General features: G+C 63.4%; 6 protein-coding genes. 2 read left to right on the forward strand and 4 right to left on the reverse strand.

Features of this window, described 5'->3' with window-relative positions; all coding sequences use genetic code 11:
- Positions 1-13: 13 nt before the first annotated feature.
- From FNA46_RS16485 to FNA46_RS16495, 3 genes are all read right to left on the reverse strand, one after another.
- Positions 14-784, reverse strand: a complete 771-nt coding sequence (locus FNA46_RS16485) for a DeoR/GlpR family DNA-binding transcription regulator (RefSeq protein WP_143126295.1) — start codon at positions 782-784, stop codon at positions 14-16.
- A gap of 304 nt (positions 785-1,088) precedes the next feature.
- A complete protein-coding gene (gene pyc / locus FNA46_RS16490; RefSeq protein WP_143126296.1) occupies positions 1,089-4,547 on the reverse strand; it encodes a pyruvate carboxylase in 3,459 nt (1,152 codons plus the stop codon).
- 118 nt (positions 4,548-4,665) lie between these two features.
- Positions 4,666-5,406: a helix-turn-helix transcriptional regulator gene (locus tag FNA46_RS16495; RefSeq protein ID WP_143126297.1), complete on the reverse strand. Its 741-nt coding sequence runs from the start codon at positions 5,404-5,406 to the stop codon at positions 4,666-4,668.
- A gap of 284 nt (positions 5,407-5,690) precedes the next feature.
- On the opposite strand from FNA46_RS16495, the gene FNA46_RS16500 reads away from it, so the two are divergent.
- A complete protein-coding gene (locus FNA46_RS16500) occupies positions 5,691-7,463 on the forward strand; it encodes a glucan ABC transporter ATP-binding protein/ permease (RefSeq protein WP_143126298.1) in 1,773 nt (590 codons plus the stop codon).
- A 164-nt stretch (positions 7,464-7,627) separates the two neighbouring features.
- A complete protein-coding gene (locus FNA46_RS16505; protein WP_143126299.1) occupies positions 7,628-8,596 on the forward strand; it encodes a CE1 family esterase in 969 nt (322 codons plus the stop codon).
- Between the two features lie 91 nt (positions 8,597-8,687).
- Here FNA46_RS16505 and FNA46_RS16510 read toward each other — a convergent pair whose 3' ends face one another.
- On the reverse strand, positions 8,688-17,162 hold the full coding sequence (locus FNA46_RS16510) for a GH36-type glycosyl hydrolase domain-containing protein (RefSeq protein WP_143126300.1): 8,475 nt from the start codon (positions 17,160-17,162) through the stop codon (positions 8,688-8,690).
- Between the last annotated feature and the right edge of the window lie 503 nt (positions 17,163-17,665).

Raw genomic sequence — 17,665 nt, forward strand, 5'->3', positions numbered from 1 at the left:
GTGTCCAAGCCCCTCACATCCCGGCCAAGATGATTTCGCAGCCGGCATCCCGAACAGGCCGCAGCCGCACCGGATCGACATCCGGTTCGGTCAGCAGGCAGTGATATTGGTCGGCCGCAGCCACCGCATAGGGGGCCGAGACCTCGAATTTTTCGCGCGTGGCGGCGACAGCGACCTTGCGGCTGCGGGCGGCCACGAACTGCTTGAAGGCAGCATCCTCCAGACCGAAGGCGGACAATGCACCATCCGGATCGATCCCGCAGGTGCCGATGAAGCAGAGATCCGGGCGGATCTGCGCCATGGCTTCAATGGCGCGGGCACCGACAGAACCGCCGGCCACCCGGTCGAGACTGCCGCCGATCAGGATCACCTCCGCAAGCGGCTTTTCCTGCAGGGCAAGCGCAATGGCCGGGGAATTGGTGGCGGCAGCGACCGCCAGATCCTCCGGCAAGGCTTCGGCAATGGCAAGATTGGTGCTGCCCGCGTCGAAATAGACGAGGCATTGCGCCGGGACCAGCGACACCGCCGCCACGGCCAACGCCTTCTTGCGCTCCGCGGCAACCCCGATACGGTGTTTCAGCGTCGTGCGGCCGGGACCAATGGCAAGCGCACCCCCATAGACCCGCTCGCAGAGACCGGCCGTTGCCATGTCGCGCAGATCGCGCCGGATGGTGTCTTCCGACACGCCGAACAGGCTGGCCAGCGTAGCGGCAACCACCCGTCCGTCCTGCCTCAGACGGCGCAGGATTTCCACCTGCCTTTCCTGCACCATCAGATCCGTCATCACGCTCTCCGCAACTTCACGCAGAAATACGGATAAACGTGCACAAACGGGCATTCAAGCCACAAAAGCCGGCAGCCCGTCACGTTTCGTGAGCGGGACGGCCCGTGACGAAAAAGAGAGTACAATGGGTGGGCCGCAACGGCGAAACCCGGCAGAGGACATCCGAGGCGCTATGGGGCGGCGGCACGTGATGTGCAGCGCGGCAACGGTCTACATTCCCTCTCCCCGTCGAGCAGGGAGAAGGCTGGTGGCGCAAGTCTTTCGCAGGATGCCATTGCATCCTGCGATACGTCCTGGGACCGGATCAGGCGGTGTAGGTGATCAGCAGATCCTTGGCGTCGATCTGGTCGCCGGCCTTCACCAGCACTTCCGCCACATCGCCATCCTTTTCGGCATGCAGCGCCGTTTCCATCTTCATCGCCTCGATGGAGAGCAGCACATCGCCAGCCTTCACCTTCTGGCCGGGAGCGACGAAGACCCGGGAAATGACGCCCGGCATCGGCGCACCGAGATGGGCGGCATTGCCGGCTTCGGCCTTGCGGCGGGCGATGCTGGTGGCAGCCCGGCTGCGATCCGGCACCTTGATGCGGCGCGGCTGACCGTTCAGTTCGAAGAAGACGGTGACGAGACCCTGTGCATCGGGCGCACTGGCCGCCTGGTTGACGATGACCAGCGTCTTGCCCTTCTCGATGTCGGCGAACAGTTCCTCGCCATCCGCCATGCCGTAGAAATAGGCGGGCGTCGGCAGAACCGAGACCGGGCCATAGGTATCGGCGGCCAGCGCAAAATCGGTGAAGACCTTCGGATACATGAGATACGAGGCGAATTCGAAGTCATCGACGGGACGGCCGAGCTTATCCTCGATCGCCTTGCGCTCGGCCGCCAGATCGGCCTCCTTCAGCAGCGAACCGGGACGGGCGGTATAGGGCGTGTCACCCTTCAGCGCCTTCTTCTGCAGCGCTTCCGGCCAGCCGCCCGGAGGCTGGCCGAGATCGCCCTTCAGCATGGAGACGACGGAATCCGGGAAGGCGATATCCCTGTCGGGGTTCTCGACATCGGCAACGGTGAGATCCTGCGCCACCATCATCAGCGCCATGTCGCCGACGACCTTGGAAGAAGGCGTCACCTTCACGATATCGCCGAACATCTGGTTGACGTCGGCATAGGTCTGGGCGACCTCGTGCCAGCGCGTCTCGAGCCCCAGCGAACGGGCCTGTTCCTTGAGGTTGGTGAACTGGCCGCCCGGCATTTCATGCAGATAGACTTCCGAGGCCGGCCCCTTGAGGTCGCTCTCGAAGGCTGCATACTGGTGGCGCACCGCTTCCCAGTAGAAGGAAATGCGGCGGATCCAGGCGGGATCAAGGCCGGGATCACGCTCGGTGCCGGACAGCGCCTCGACGATCGAACCGAGGCAGGGCTGCGAGGTATTGCCGGAGAAGGCGTCCATGGCCGCATCCACCGCATCGACGCCCGCTTCGACGGCGGCGAGAACGGTCGCGGCCGCGATGCCCGAGGTGTCATGTGTGTGGAAATGGATCGGCAGGTCGGTCGCCTCGCGCAGCGCCTTGAACAGCACGCGGGCGGCGGCCGGCTTCAGGAGGCCCGCCATGTCCTTCACCGCGATGATATGGGCGCCGGCCTGTTCCAGCTCGGCGGCCAGAGCTGTGTAATATTTGAGATCGTACTTGGGCCGCGCGCTGTTCAGCAGATCGCCGGTATAGCAGATCGTCGCCTCGCAGAGCTTGTTCTCGTCCTGAATGGCGTCCATCGAAACGCGCATGTTTTCGACCCAGTTCAGGCAGTCAAACACGCGGAACAGATCGATGCCGCCCTTGGCGGCCTGCCGGACGAAGTATTTCACCACATTGTCCGGATAGTTGGTGTAGCCGACGCCGTTCGCGCCGCGCAGCAGCATCTGCAGCAGGAAGTTCGGCGCCCCTTCGCGGATCAGCGCCAGGCGTTCCCACGGATCTTCCGTCAGGAAGCGCATGGAGACGTCGAAGGTCGCCCCGCCCCAGCATTCCAGCGAGAAGAGGTTCGGCAGTGCGCGGGCATAGACCGGCGCGATACGGGCAATGTCATGGGTTCGCATGCGGGTGGCGAGCAGCGACTGATGGCCGTCGCGCATCGTCGTATCGGTCAGCAGCACCTGCGGCTGGGCACGCATCCAGGCGGCAAAGCCCTTCGGGCCCAGCTCCTCGAGCTTCTGCCGGGTGCCGGGGTGAACCTCCCCCTCGATATAGGGCACGACGGGCTTCGGCGCCTTCTCCGACGGCTTGGGCCGGCCCTTGGTTTCCGGATGGCCGTTGACGGTCACGTCGGCGAGGTAGGTGAGCAGCTTGGTGGCGCGGTCCTGGCGCTTCACCTGCTGGAACAGTTCCGGCGTCGTGTCGATGAAGCGGGTGGTATAGGAATTGTCGCGGAAGTTCGGGTGGCCGATGATCGCTTCGAGGAAGGTGAGGTTTGTTGCGACGCCGCGGATGCGGAATTCGCGCAGCGCCCGGTCCATGCGGCTGATCGCTTCCTGCGGGGTTCCGCCCGAGGCCGTGACCTTGACCAGCAGCGGATCGTAGTAGCGGGTGATGATCGCGCCGGTATAGGCCGTGCCGCCATCAAGACGGATGCCGAAGCCGGCTGCGGAGCGGTAGGCGGTGATACGCCCGTAATCCGGAATGAAGTTCTGCTCCGGATCCTCCGTCGTGATGCGGCACTGCAGCGCATGGCCGTTGAGACGGATGTTCTCCTGGGCTGGAACGCCCGATTCCGGCGTGCCGATCGCCTCGCCTTCGAGAATGTGGATCTGCGCCTTGACGATATCGATGCCGGTGACGACTTCGGTGACCGTATGCTCGACCTGGATGCGCGGATTGACCTCGATGAAATAGAATTTCCCGGTATCGGCATCCATCAGATATTCGACGGTACCGGCGCCGATATAGTTCGTGGCGGCCGCGATCTTCAGCGAGTAACCGGCCAGCTCCTGTCGCTGCGCCTCCGAAAGATACGGCGCCGGTGCGCGCTCGACGACCTTCTGGTTGCGGCGCTGGATGGAGCAGTCACGCTCGAAGAGATGCACGACATGGCCGTGCGTATCGCCAAGAATCTGGCTTTCCACGTGGCGGGCACGCTCGACGAGCTTTTCCAGATAAACCTCGTCCTTGCCGAAGGCGGCCATCGCCTCTCGCTTGGCCTCGGTCACCTCCTTGGCAAGGTCCGCTTCCGAGCGGATGACGCGCATGCCGCGACCACCGCCCCCCCAGGAGGCCTTGAGCATGACGGGATAGCCGATCTCGGCGGCCATCTTGCGGACCACATCCATGTCGTCAGGCAGAGGCTCCGTCGCCGGCACGACCGGAACGCCAACGGAAATCGCCAGATTGCGCGCCGCCACCTTGTTGCCCAGCTTGCGCATGGTCTCGGCCGTCGGGCCGATGAAGATAATGCCTGCATCGTTGCAGGCCTCGACGAATTCCGGGCTTTCAGACAGAAGACCATAGCCCGGATGAATGGCGTCGGCGCCGGACTGCTTGGCGACGCGAATCACTTCGGCAATGGAGAGATAGCTTTCGATGGGACCGAGATCGCGGGCCAGATGCGGGCCCCGGCCAACCTGATAACTCTCGTCCGCCTTGAACCGGTGCAGTGAAAGCTTGTCTTCCTCTGCCCAGATCGCAACCGTTTTTATGCCGAGCTCATTAGCCGCGCGAAACACGCGGATGGCAATTTCGGACCGGTTGGCGACAAGAATTTTCGATATCTTCAAGACGATCTCCCACTCGCTTTCGCGGGCATGCTGCACCCGCGAAGAAGATCATTACCGGCTTTTTGGCGAAGTTCAATTTCCAGCCGGTGTGAGAGACCAAATTTGTGTCAGCTTCGCGTCAGCTGACCAGTCCGAGACGAAATGCCATGGCAATCACATGCTGGCGATTCTTGGCGTTGAACTTCTCCTGGATGACGTTGATGTACCAGTCGACGGTATGACTGGAGATCTGCAGCTCGCGGGCGATCTCGTTGGACGTCATGCCATCGGCCAGCAACGAAAGAACCTCCATCTGCCGTTTGGTGAGCTCCGTATCATGGCCGGCGCTACGCTCCAGTTCGACTGCGGCGCCCTGCAGTTCCAGCAGGCGCCAGAACAGTCGTCGCGCCGCGGTATCAAAAAGGGACAGTTCAGCCGGAGAAAGATCAACCGGCCGGCCACCGATGGCAACCTGACCGAGCAAGCCGGTCCGGCCGTGGATCGGGAATGTGTAGCCATCGAGAATGCGGTAGCGCGCCGCATCCTGCAGCATTCTTGCGGTCCGCTTATGATAGGGATCCTCGCGGAAGGTCTCGACCGCATCGCGCCAGCGGAACGGCCTCTGCGCCACCATCAGCATGCGCCGCATCGGATCGATCAACCCGTATTTCTTGGTCGCATAGGTCTTGCGCCAGCCTTCCGGCCAGTGACCGGCGAGCATGAGATTGGCCTGATCGGAATTCGGCTTCTGGTTCAGCCAGATACCGTAGAAGTCAAAATCATAGATGGAAAGAAGCGCTTCCAGTTCCCGCGTCAGTTCTGCCGGCGTCTTCGTTTCGTTGATTAATATCAAGAGCTGCAGAATTGAGTGAATTTTCACTCAGACCCCCTGCCGCATAAATCGCGGCCCCTAATGTTAGAACTTTATTATTTTCACGTGTATAATCAAACCTTTATCTGCCGTGTCCGTGACCGAGAAAAGTTCGACATCGCTCACAGTGGGCGCCATTCTCGCACAGATTGCAAGCCTGTTCTTGCATGATCCCGTTTTTGCGCAATATTGCTCCACAGGCTGGGCGGGACCCCGTTCACATTGCATACAGGTGCGACGTGCTACCGGTGCGGGGCCATTATACATATCGACGTCACACCGAGGTCACACCGTTGAGTCTGTTCCAAGTCTATGCCCGCGCTCTGAAATATCTCGGATCCAGCCGGATTCGCGTGTCGCTCGTGGTCGTCGCAAACATCGTCTTGGCAGTCATCACCATTGCGGAACCGATCCTGTTCGGCCGCATCATCGATGCGATTTCGGGCGGCGGCGACGTGACGCCGATCCTGCTGCTATGGGGCGGTTTCGGTGTCTTCAACACGCTCGCCTATGTGCTGGTGGCGCGCGAGGCGGACCGCCTGGCGCATGGCCGCCGTGCCACACTGTTGACCGAAGCCTTCGGGCGCATCATTTCCATGCCGCTCGCCTGGCATCACCAGCGCGGCACCTCGAATGCGCTGCACACGCTGCTGCGCGCCAGCGAAACCCTGTTTGGCCTTTGGCTGGAGTTCATGCGCACGCATCTCTCCACCATCGTGGCGCTCGGCCTGATGCTGCCGACGGCGCTCGCCATGGACTGGCGCCTGAGTTCGGTGCTGATCGTGCTCGGCGTGCTCTACTGGATCATCGGCCGCACGGTGATGAACCGCACCAAGGAAGGCCAGGCCTCGGTCGAGGGGCACTACCACACGGTCTTCTCGCATGTCAGCGATTCCATCAGCAATGTGACCGTGCTGCACAGTTACAACCGCATCGAGGCCGAAACGCGGGCCCTGAAGGGCTTCACAGAGCGACTGCTCGCCGCCCAGTACCCGGTACTGGACTGGTGGGCGATCGCCAGTGCGCTCAACCGCATCGCCTCCACCGTGTCCATGCTGATCATCCTGATCATCGGCGTGGTGCTGGTGCGCAATGGCGAGATCAAGGTCGGCGACGTCATTGCCTTCATCGGCTTTGCCAACCTGCTGATTGGCCGTCTCGACCTGCTGCGCCAGTTTGCCACGCAGATCTTCGAGGCTCGTTCCAAGCTCGAGGACTTTTTCCGTCTGGAAGATTCCGTCAAGGAGCGGGAGGAGCCGGTCGGCGCTGCCGAGCTTGCCCATGTCCGCGGCGAAGTGGAGTTCCGCAACGTCTCCTTCGATTTCGCCAATACCACGCAAGGGGTGCGGGATGTATCCTTTACCGCGCGCGCAGGGCAGACGGTGGCGATCGTCGGACCGACCGGCGCCGGCAAGACCACGCTCGTCAACCTCCTTCAGCGCGTCTACGATCCGCAGCAGGGCCAGATCCTGATCGACGGCACCGATATCGCGACCGTCACCCGCAAGTCGCTACGCCATTCGATTGCCACCGTCTTCCAGGATGCCGGCCTTTTGAACCGCTCGATCACCGAAAACATCCGGCTCGGCCGTGAGGATGCCAGCGAGCGGGAGGTTGTCGCCGCCGCCGAGGCGGCAGCCGCGACCGAATTCATCGAAAGCCGTCTGGCCGGCTTCGAAACCGAAGTCGGCGAACGTGGCAACCGCCTGTCCGGAGGCGAGCGACAGCGCATCGCCATCGCACGCGCCATCCTGAAGAACGCCCCGATCCTGGTGCTGGACGAGGCGACCAGCGCGCTGGACGTGGAGACGGAGGCCCGGGTCAAGGAAGCGATCGACCGTCTGCGCAAGGACCGCACGACCTTCATCATCGCCCATCGTCTGTCGACCATCCGCGACGCGGATGTCGTGCTGTTCCTCGATCATGGCCGCGTCATCGAAAAGGGCACCTATGACGAACTGTCCGCACTCGGTGGCCGCTTTGCCTCGCTGCTCAAGACGAGCGGCATCCTGACCGATGACACCCGCCCCGTACTGACGCTGGCACCCGTCGGCCAGAAGGCCTGACCGGTCCCGCCGTCCTCCTGGACACCGGCACACGCAGCCAGCCCTTTACCCCGCGCACGCTCGGCTCTATCAATGACCGACTATACCTACCGTATAGTCGGTTAGTTTATGGAGCTGGCCTGCCGCTCTTGAGGAGCGGCCGGAGGCGACGCTGGGAGGAGCAGATGCATCACACCATGAGAAAAATGGCGGCGTCGGGCCTTGTCGCCATGACGAGTCTTTTGGGCATTGCCGGAACGGCCTCGGCCGCCGGCTGCAGCACGCCGCAGGATCCGGGCCGCGCCATGATGGAGATCCGTTCGGGCGACAAGGTCAGGCAGATCGCCTATTTCATCCCGTCCGGCTATGACGGCAGCCGCAAGGTTCCGGTGGTCTTCGATTTCCACGGCAGCACCAGCAGCGCCAACGAGCAGCTGGACCGCAGCGAATGGGAGCGCGTCGCTGAAGCCAAAGGCTTCATCGCGGTGGCGCCGCAAGGCCTGATGCCGGGACAGAAGCCGGACACCTTTTCCTGGAACGCGCCGGGCGTGACCGCCCCCGGCGGGCCGGACGACATGGCCTTCATCCACGATGCGATCAGGGCGGTCGAGGACACGTTCTGCGTCGACGATACGAAAATTTTCGGCACGGGCTATTCCGGCGGCGGACGCGTGCTTTCGCAATATATCTGCAACGGAACCACGGACTTTGCCGCGGCGGGCTTCGTGGTCGGGCTTCGCGCCGGCTATCCGAAGGAGACGGCGGGCACATGGGCGCCGGACAGCGAGACGTGCAAGCCGGCCCGCCCCCTTTCGCTGATTGCCTTCGCGGGGCGGCAGGACAAGATCAACCCCTTCGACGGCGGCGGCCTGCCCTACTGGCAGTATGGAGCGCAAGCCGCGCTGCAGCGCTGGACGGAACTCGACGGCTGCAAGGGGGAGCCGACCGTTACTGAAAACGGGACGGTGCGCACCGTCCGGTATGAGAACTGCGCCGGCAAGGCCCGCATCGTCTCCACCGTGATCAGCGATGGCGGGCACACCTGGCCCTCCTCCACCGCGCTGCTGCGCTACCAAAAGCAGCTCGGCAAGATCTCCTATGCGGTAAACGCCACCGACGCGATCTGGCGCTTCTTCGAAACCGCTGCCCCCTGACGGCAACGCCTTCCCCGCAGGAAACCCTCCACGGAAAAGGCCCCGGATCGATGGATCCGGGGCCTTTCCGTTTGATGGATCGCTCCACCGGTCAGCCGAGGCGGAAGCCGTCCTCGGCCGCCACGGTCGCACCGTTGACGGTGACACGCGCCTCGCCATTCGCCATCTCGACGGCGATCGCATAGGTCTTGTCATCCAGCGTCAGCTCGGCCGAGAAGCCGTTCCACTCCGTCGGCAGGACCGGACGGATGAAGAGACGGTCACCTTCACGGCGGATGCCAAGAATGCCTTCGACGGCAGCACGGTAGAGCCAGCCGGCAGAACCGGTATACCAGGTCCAGCCACCGCGGCCAGTGAGGTCCCCGACGCCGTAGACGTCCGCGGCCACGACATAGGGTTCGACGCGGTAATGGTCTGCAGCCGCGCGATCGAGCGCATGGTTGACCGGGTTCAATAGCTTGAAGGCCTTCCAGGCATCGTCCCCGCGCTTCAGGGCTGCCAGCGCCAGCACGACCCAGATGGCCGCATGCGTATACTGGCCGCCGTTTTCGCGCACGCCCGGAGGATAGGCCTTGATATAGCCGGGGTCCTTCGGGGTGGTGGCAAAGGCCGGCGTGAAGAGGCGAATCAGGCCATCCTGTTCATCGACCAGCTTCTCCATGACCGCATTCATCGCCTGCTGCTGGCGAGCCGGGTCACCTTCGCCGGAGAGCACGCTCCACGACTGGCCGAGCGAGTCGATCGCGCATTCCAGATTGCCATTGGCACCGAGCGGGCCACCATCGTCGAAATAGCCGCGACGATAATAGGTGCCGTCCCAGCCGGCCGTTTCCAGCGCATGCTTCAGCGAAGCCAGATGCGCGGTCCAACGTTCAACGCGTGCCTGATCGGCCCGCTCTTCGGCATAGGGCAGGAAGCGGCGCAGCGCTGCCGCCAGGAACCAGCCCAGCCAGACACTGGTGCCGCGACCCCCAACGCCGACACGGTTCATGCCGTCATTCCAGTCGCCGCCGAGGATCAGCGGCAGGCCGTTCGACCCGGTGCGCTTGATGGCGAGGTCGAGCGCACGGGCGGCATGCTCGTAGAGCGAGGCCTGCTCGTCGGTCACGTCAGGCTTGAAGAAGGCATCATGCTGGCCGGCGGTCAGCACCGCACCCTGCAGGAAGGGCGTGGTTTCCTCGAGGATCGCGGCATCGCCGGTCGCCTGGATATACTGATGCGTCGCATAGGCAAGCCACACCACGTCGTCGGAGATCGAGGTGCGGACACCCGCGCCGGTGCCCGGCAGCCACCAATGCTGCACGTCGCCTTCCTTGAACTGGCGGCTGGCGGCATTGACGATCTGACGACGGGCAAGATCCGGCTCGTGCATCAGGAAGGCCAGCGTATCCTGCAACTGGTCGCGGAAACCATAGGCACCGGACGACTGGTAGAAGGCCGTGCGCGACAGGATCCGGCAGCCGAGCGCCTGATAGGGCAGCCAGGTGTTGACCATCAGATCCATCGCCTTGTCGGGCGTCGAGATCTTCAGGCGGCCGGTAAATTCCTGCCAGAAGCCGTTGGTGGCCTTCAGCACGCCGTGGAAGGACTGGGCCTTCACCTCGGCGGCAAGCGCTGCGGCCTCCTCGCGGCTGGCGCAGTCACCCATGAAGAAGGTGACCACCTTCTCCTCGCCGGCGGCGATCTCGATGTCGTGAGCGAGCGCCGCGCAGGGCGCGCCATCCGGCTCCAGCGAACCGTTGAGCGCCGAGCGACCCGTTACCGCGGTCGGTGCAGCGATCGTGCCGAAACGACCGATGAAATCGCGGCGGCTGGTGGTGAAGCCGGAGGCCTCGCCATCCAGGCCGAAGAAGGCCGTGCGGCGGTAGTCGATGCTATAGGGGTTGGTGGCAAACAGCGTGCCCGTCGCCTCGTCCCGAGCGCTCAGGATGAAAGGCTGGGTGCGCTGCGGGTTATTGCCGAGAATCCATTCCGCATAGCCGTAGACGCGCAGGCGCTTCGTCTCCGTGCCGGTGTTCTTCACGACCAGGCGGGAGAACTTGACCGGACGGATACGATCCACCGTCTGCGTCAGCGTCAGCGTCACACCCTCATCCTCGGACATGAAGGTCGAGTAGCCGAGGCCATGGCGCGTTTCGAACCGCACCGAGGGACGACGGGACAGCGCGGCAAACGGAGTGGCGACCACGCCCGTCTCGAGATCCGTCACGTAGAAGGCCTCGCCCGGACGGTTGACGACCGGATCGTTCGCCCAAGGCGTCAGCTGGTAATCGCGCGAGTTCTGGCTCCAGGTGAAGCCTGCGCCTTCCGCCGAAATGTGGAAGCCGAAGATCTCGTTGGAGATGACGTTGATCCACGGATGCGGCGTGGCGCCGCCGCCGGCCAGCCGCACGACATATTCCTTGCCGTCGTCGGCGAAGCCGCCATAGCCGTTCCAGAACTGCAGGTCGCCCGCATCCGCTTCGACCGGCCGGCCGAAATCGGCTGCCGACAGCAGCGCGCGACGGTCCATCTCGGTCTCGACGCCGCGCGGCGCGGAGAAGAGGGCGACGGCGCGTGCCACCTGATCCTCGATCTTGCCGTTGCGGGCATGCAGGACGACGCGCGAGGCGGCAATCAGGGCAGCCCAGGTTGTGTCGTCCATCAGGTCGCGGCGCAGCGCAAATACCTGCTGGCGGCCTTCGGTCTGGCCGAGGCGGCGGATGCTTTCACTGATCTGGTCGATCGCGTGCTGCATGTCCTGCGCATAGGAGGCAGGCTTTTCGTTGACGATGGCCAGATCGATCATCACGCCGCGCGAGCGCAGATATTCCTGCGCCGACAGGGCTTCCTTGACGACTTCCATGTCCATTTCATCGTTGACGCGCAGCGTGAAGATCGGCAGGTCGCCGGAGATCGACAGACCCCAGAGCTGGCGCTGCGAAGCAAGACCGGATTCCACCGTCTGGGCATCGGCGCGCAGATGCATGTCCGGATAGACAAGGTAGCGGCCGAGGTGCTGGAAGGCGGCGGCCTGCTGCGAGTTGACGCCGATATGGCGCATCTGCACCTGCACGCGAGTCCAGGCCTGCGTCAGTTCGGTCGCAAACGAGTCCGGGTGACGATAGCGTTCGATCGCCACGTCCAGTTCCTCGCGGCTCGGCGCCGCAATGGTCCAGAAGATCACGCTGACCTTCTTGCCGGCCGGCACCCGCACGACGCGGCGCAGCGACAGGATCGGGTCGAGCGTGAAGCCATCCGTGCCGGAGAGCGTCGCATCCGCATCGAAGGCGGCGGCTTCGGCGAGCGTGCGGCCACGGCCGAGGAAGCGGCGACGGTCGGTCTCGAACTCGGTCGGACGCGAAGCGCCCGCATTGTCGGCCGCCAGATGCGCGATCTGCATGGCCGGTTCGTTCGGGTTGCGCTTGTTGCGCCAGGCGCGGATCACGTCGCCACGGCGGCCGATCTCGGTGCGGACGAACATCCGCGAGAAGACCGGATGCGCATTGTCGTCATCCTCGTTGGCAATCACCGGCTCCAGATAGGAGGTGACTTCGATGAAGCGGTCCTCGGTGCCCGTGTTGAGCAGCGTCAGGCGGCGGCCTTCGGCATCATGCTCGGTGGCGACGATGCATTCGACCGTAGACACGAGCGTGCCGACCGTCTTGTGGAACTCGGCCTTCTCGTCGCTGAAGACGGTCTTGACCTTCTCGCCCTCGATGCGGCGCGGCTCGGCGGTCGTCGACCACCACTGGCCGGTCGCTGTATCGCGCAGGAAGAGGAAGTTGCCCCAGCGATCCTCGACCGGATCGGGCTTCCAGCGGGTGACCGCAAGGCCGTTCCAGCGGGAATAGCCGGTGCCGGTTGCCGTCAGCATGGTCGAGTAATGGCCGTTCGAGAGGAAGACCATTTCGCGGTCGCGACCGGCCGGATCCTGGATGGTGCGGATTTCCGGCCGAAGCAGGTCGGCCTGGCCCTTGCCGGGGGTTTCCGGCTCGTACTTGGAGCCCATCACCGGCACTTCGCGCGGCGCCTTTTCCTGCAGCAGCAGTTCGGCCGCTTCCACCACCGGATCGGCATGGAAGAGTTCGCGCAGCTTGCCGTTGTTGACGACGTTGGCGATGGCCGCAATCGACATGCCATGATGGTGGGCATAGTAGTTGAACACGACGGCGCAGCGCTTGCCTTCCGGAACGCGGGTCGGGGTGAAATCGACCGCATCATGGAAGCCGTACTTGCCGAGCGCCCCGACGGCCCGCAGCTTCTGCAGGTTTTCCAGCGCTTCCAGCGGCTTGTACTGGCTGGCGAGGATCGAGGCATAGGGCGCGATGACGGCATTCTGGCCAAGACCGCGCTTCAGGCCAAGCGTCGGCACGCCGAAGTTCGTGTACTGATAGTTATAGTTGTGGTCGCGGGCATTGAAGGCGGCCTCCGAAATCCCCCAGGGGATGTTCAGACGGCGACCATGGTTCATCTGCTCCTCGACGATCAGATTGTTCGTCTGGTTCAGAATACCGCCCTGACGCTCCTGCATGACGAGCGGCGGCATCAGATATTCGAACATCGAGCCGGACCAGGAGATCAGTGCGCCACGCGCACCGATCGGCACGACCTGACGGCCGAGGCGATACCAATGTTCCGTCGGCAGATCACCCTTGGCGATGGCAAACAGACTGGTCAGGCGGCATTCAGAGGCCAGAAGGTCGTAGCAGGCCTCGTCGAGGTCGTTGCTTTCGACACGGTAGCCGATCGACAGCAGGCGGCGATCCTTCCGGTAAAGGAAGGTGAAATCCATCGAAAAGGCCAGATTGCGGGCCCGGTCGCGCAGCTGGATCAGGCGCTGGCGCAGCGGCTCGATGTTGGTCATGTCGAATGTGCTGTCAGCGATATGCGCCTCGCAGGCTGCCACCAGCATTTCCGACCAGCGCGTCACTTCCGTGCTCTGCGCGGAGCTGACCTCATGGTCGAGATTGGTCGACAGCTTCAGGATGTCGCGCGCCAGAACCGCAAGGTTGATGATGCGGATCGAGGCGAATTCGTGCTCGCGCTTGACGGCAGCCAGCGCATTGCCGAAGCCGACGATGCGCTCTTCCAGGCGACGACGCAGCGGGCGAACCGTCTTGCGGTCATCCGGCAGGTCTTTCAGCGTCTCGGAGAGGATGCCGGCGACATCGCCGATACCGTCGAGGCTCGCCTGCAGATGCGCCGAGGGCGCTTCCGCCCATTCGCGGCAGGCGGAGGATACGGCGATCAGGTGGCCGGCGAGGTTGCCGCTGTCGACAGTCGAGACATAGCGGGGGCCAAGCGTCTGGAGCGTATCGGTGTGGTACCAGTTGAACAGGTGGCCGCGATACTTGTCCATCTTCTCGACGGTCGCGATCGTGTTCTCCAGCCGGTCCAGCGTTTCCTGGAAGCTGATCCAGCCGAAATGCCGGGCCGAGACGGTCGACAGCAGGTAGACACCGATATTGGTCGGGGAGGTCCGCTTGGCGACGATCGGCTCCGGCTTCTCCTGGAAGTTGTCGGGCGGCAGGAAGTTCTGGTCCTCGGTAACGAACGCCTCGTAGTAACGCCAGGTGCGGCGCGAGATCTTGCGCAGCTCGACGGACACGGCCTCCGGAACAAAGAGCGTGTCTTCCGTCTCGGCGGACTGGCTGACATACCATGCGACGAGCGGCGAGAGCACCCAGAGCAGCACGAAGGGCAGGCCGACGAGGAAGGCATTGTCATCCGGCAGCGCGGCGAGCATCAGGCCGAACACGGCCGCGACCGGCGCATGCCACATGGAGCGGTAATAATCCTGCGGGCTGCCCTGCGCAGACGACTGGATGCTGGCGGCGGTGCGCCATTCCAGCATCAGCTTGCGGCTGACGAACAGGCGGTAGAGCGAGCGCACGATCGCATCGATCATCATGAAGGCGGAGTCGGCGATGAAGACAATACGCAGTGCCACCTGGGCATTGGCCGAGCGGATATCCGACCAGACCGAATAGAAATGCGCGCGCGGCACGATGTCGGTGGAGCGCGGCAGGAGGCCGGTGATCAGCGACAGGGTCGGCGCCACGAACAGCGAGAAGATCAGCAGGATCTGCCAGATCAGCGCACCGAGCGGGTCCATGAAGTACCAGCCGAGCACGGAAGACAGGAACCAGGCGATCGGGGTCAGCGAACGACGCAGGTTGTCGACCATCTTCCAGCGGCCGAGCGCGGTGACGCCGCGCATCGGATCGAGGATGTAGGGCAAGAGCTGCCAGTCGCCACGCGCCCAGCGATGCTGGCGCGAGACTTCCACCTCGTAGCGGGTGGGGAAGTCTTCCACCAGCTCGACATCGGTCACGAGCGCGCAGCGTGCGAACGAGCCTTCGAGCAGGTCGTGGCTGAGGATCGCGTTTTCCTCGATGCGGCCGCGCAGCGCCGTCTCGAAGGCGTCGACATGGTAGAGGCCCTTGCCGGTGAAGGAGCCTTCGCCGGTCAGGTCCTGATACACGTCGGAAACGGTGAAGACGTAAGGGTCAATGCCGCGGCTGATCGAATACACGCGCTGGAACACCGACGCATCCTTGCCGGTGGTGAGCGACGGCGTGACGCGCGGCTGCAACAGCCCGTAACCATGGATCACACGGCCGGAGTTCGGGTCGTGCACCGGGCGGTTGATCGGGTGGTGCATCTTGCCGACCAGCTTCGTCACCGCATCGCGCATCAGGCGCGTGTCGGCGTCCAGCGTCATGACATACTGCACGTTGTCCGGCACCGTGTTGGCGCCCGGCATGTAGGTCGTGTCCTTGTCGCCGCGCAGCAAAAGGTTCAATTCGTGCAGCTTGCCGCGCTTGCGCTCCCAGCCCATCCAGACACCTTCGGACGGGTTGAAGAGGCGGCGGCGATGCAGGAGGTAAAAGCGCGTCTTGCCGTCGAACGCATAGCGGGCGCTCAGCAGCGCCACCTCGCGACGGGCATATTCGAGCACTTCGAGATCGGCATCCGTCTGCTCGACCGAGCTGTCACGCCAGTCGCTCAGCAGCGCGAAATAGATCTCGCCATGCGGGTTGGCGAGATAATGGACTTCCAGATTGCGCACCAGTTCATCGACGGTGTCGCGGTTGGTGATCAGGCAGGGCACCACCACCAGGGTGCGGGCGTCTTCCGGAATGCCTTCCTTGAACTCGTAGCCGACCAGGCGCGCGGGCTTCACCACATAGGTGACGAGCGTATTGAAGAGGCCGGTCGCACCTTCCGAGGCAGGCAGCGAGAACATCAGCAGGAACAGCAGGATGACCGGCGTGCTCATGCCGGCATGGGCGAGGAAGCCGCCAACGATGGCCAGCGCCAGGAAGGTGAAGAACAGAACCGGGATTGCCACCGCAAACCAGTTCATCTTCTGGGCGGTGCGCAGCAGGCGCTGGGCAATGTTCGGCGTATAACCGACACGTTTTTCCAGCTCGGCGCGATACATGCCGGTCAGGAAGGCGCCGACATTGGCCTTGTGCGGATCGGGCTCGGGGGCCGATGCCGCCTCCGAAGCAAGCGCGATGGCCGCACGCGCCACCTCGATTTCCGTCTTGCCGCAATAGCGGGCGATCTTCTCGATGCGGTTGCGGTAGGAGTTGCGCGACCCGAAATCGAGTTCGTTGTAGTCGCTCTGCTCGCGCAGCACCTGGTCGACAAGGCAGACTTCCTCGAACCAGACGCTCCATTCGGTATCATCGATCTCGCGCAGGCTCTTGATGATGTTGCCCATCGTGAGATTGCCGGAGGAGAGGCGGTTCTGCTCCGCCATCATCACTTCTTCGGTGTCGGTGCCGGCCGCCTCAAGGCGCGCTTCCAGCCAGGCGATCGCAAAGGCGGGCGACTGCGAGGCATTGCGGAGGCGATAGAGGAACTGCGTCGAGAAGGTATTGTCTTCCGTCAGCGCCTCGATCTTCTTCAGGATCTCGGCGGACGCCGCCTCGTCGTTCAGCTTGATGATCTCGTCGGCTGCGTCATTGGCCTGCTGGCGCATGCGGCGGGATTTTTCAACGCGGATCGAAATGCGCCGCAGGTTTTCGATCAGCACGAAGCGCAGGAAGGACGGCAGCGCCCAGAGTTCGCCGATTTCCAGCGACTGGTGAACCTGGAACCCTTCGGTCATCGCCGTCAGGTTGTCGCGGTTCAGCGTGCTGTGGGTATGGGCGACGTAGAGCCAGGCGAGCGCCAGCACGCGGGGCATCTCCATGCCACCGATACGGATGGTCGGCAGCTGGCGATAGAACTTCTTCGGGAAATCGCGCCGGACTTCCTGGATCGCTTCTTCCACTATGTAGTGGTTGTCGAGCAGCCATTCCGCCGCGGGCGTGATGGTGGCGCCGGCCTCCACATCCTTGGCGGTGGTGCGGTAGACGCGAAGGATTTCCTTCTCGTTTTCCTTGTGCCGCTCGCGGAAATCGAAAGGCATCAGGCCGGGAAGCGTCTGGGCGCCGTCGCGGGCAAGGGCCTCGCCGCAACTGCGCAACTCCTCGGCATTCAGATAGACTGCGCGGATCGCCTCGTTGTGGTCGATCTGCTTGCCTTCCGTTTCACGCGGGGTCTGAGAGGGCGTCTGGTGAAATGACATCGTGGCGGCTTCTAAGAATGAGTGGCACTGTCTTGGCGAAAGGGCGACGGGCAAGGCCCGATCAGGTTCGGCAAAAAGCCTTAAGCGCAAGAAGACGAATGGAGGATGACACCGGATGCGGCCCGCAATGGCCGCCGGATGCGCGAACGGACGAGGAAAACCTGTTCACATGCTTCTCCAATTTTATCATCGCTCGCCTCTATCCCGCCAGGTCTGAATGAAACCTGAACGTAATCAGCCGGTTGAACAGCGCGCAGAACGGCGGAGCCCGGCGCATCGACGCAAGACCCCATGAACGGCAATGAGCGTAAGTCTCCTCAACTTCACTGGTTCCATGACATCATCACAGGCCCGGTTCAAGCGCCATGTTCAAACCGGGGGATCGACGCGGAAAATCGGCAAAAGCCGGGCCCTGCGGCAGGCCGTGACGTAAAGTGACTTAACCCGCACCAGCCCGCCTGCTATGGCTTCAGCTGCCGCCCTCGAGGCGGCTCAATGCCAGA

Source organism: Affinirhizobium straminoryzae (assembly GCF_007004135.1).
Classification (GTDB): domain Bacteria; phylum Pseudomonadota; class Alphaproteobacteria; order Rhizobiales; family Rhizobiaceae; genus Neorhizobium; species Neorhizobium straminoryzae.

What these genes read in the sequence shown, in the direction of transcription:
- FNA46_RS16510 (WP_143126300.1), bottom strand. Translation starts at nt 17,162, where the DNA reads ATGTCATTTCACCAGACGCCCTCTCAGACCCCGCGTGAAACGGAAGGC.
- FNA46_RS16485 (WP_143126295.1), bottom strand. Translation starts at nt 784, where the DNA reads ATGACGGATCTGATGGTGCAGGAAAGGCAGGTGGAAATCCTGCGCCGT.
- FNA46_RS16505 (WP_143126299.1), top strand. Translation starts at nt 7,628, where the DNA reads ATGCATCACACCATGAGAAAAATGGCGGCGTCGGGCCTTGTCGCCATG.